Genomic DNA, 1,086 nt, shown 5'->3' with positions numbered 1-1,086 from the left:
TGACCCAGGCGCAAACCGCCGCCGGACCTGCAATTTTCGCCGCCTTCCACGCGCCGAACAGCCAGCCCGAACCGATGATCGACCCGAGGCCGGTGAACATCAGCGCGAACGGGCCGATGTTCCGTTGTATCGATTGCTTCACATTGTCTCCTACGTGATGGACAGCGCGAGCGAGCCATACCGGGAGTACGGCATCCATGTACCGTACCGACCCTGTCTACACGGCTGGCCGGCCCTGATAACGCATGTCCTTGTTGTAATGCCTTGTGACCACTGGGATGTAGAGGCAACCGCAATTGCTGCGGAGACGCGATGATGAAGTGGCCCGACGTGCTCGTCTAATGCTGTGTCGGCATGGACATATGCAAACTTTGCATAAGGAGGGGGTTGCGGCTTGGCGAAGATCCTGGACATTTCACCTTGTTGTTATGCCGGATTCTCACGCGCTTCACTTCCAGGTGAATCGCAATGCATCGGACAGCTTCGGATCACCCGATGTCGGGGAGCTTCGCGCGCGGGTGCTTGGTGAGGGTGATCCGTGGAGCGCTTCCGGGGAGCGTCTTCTGGTCTGGCATCAGCGGATCACTTCGCATCGACACTACTCCTTCACCTCGGCATTCTTTGTTTCATCTCCGGCCATGCCGTCATGGTTCATCGCATCTTCTTTCATCCCGTCTTTGGCCGCGCTGTCGGCGCTCATCGCGCCTGATTCTGTTGCGCTCTTTGCGGTTATCTCCTGACTCGGCGCGTCGTTGGCAGTCGCGTCGGTTGGTACACTATCATCAGCGAAGGCGCCCGCGGTCGCGAACGAGAAGCAGCTGGCGAGAATGGTGGCAGTGAGCTTGTTCATGATGTGATCCCTCAGCGAACCGACAGTGAGTCGGAATATCGATAGGACAGTAGCCCGATGGCGGGAGCCTGGTCTTGCCGCGAATCAGTGACGGGCATGACACTTCCCGGCCCCGTTACTATCTTCCCGCCTCGATAATCGAGGCTTTGGCCAGCCAGGCCCGGCATGATTCTCGCCCCCAGTCGCAGTCATGATCCGGGGGGTGTTGTCACCGGGTCTGGTGGGTGGCTGGTGAT

General features: G+C 59.1%; 1 protein-coding gene. It reads right to left on the bottom strand.

Annotated features, from left to right (window positions below; genetic code table 11):
• Positions 1-598: 598 nt before the first annotated feature.
• Positions 599-850 (bottom strand): pentapeptide MXKDX repeat protein, encoded by a 252-nt coding sequence (locus tag AB4Y44_RS42370; protein WP_342924876.1) that lies wholly within the window; start codon positions 848-850, stop codon positions 599-601.
• Between the last annotated feature and the right edge of the window lie 236 nt (positions 851-1,086).

The organism is Paraburkholderia sp. BR10937 (assembly GCF_040965695.1).
GTDB lineage: Bacteria > Pseudomonadota > Gammaproteobacteria > Burkholderiales > Burkholderiaceae > Paraburkholderia.
Note: the sequence above shows the minus strand (reverse complement) of the source record. Positions and strands in the feature narration are given on the sequence as shown.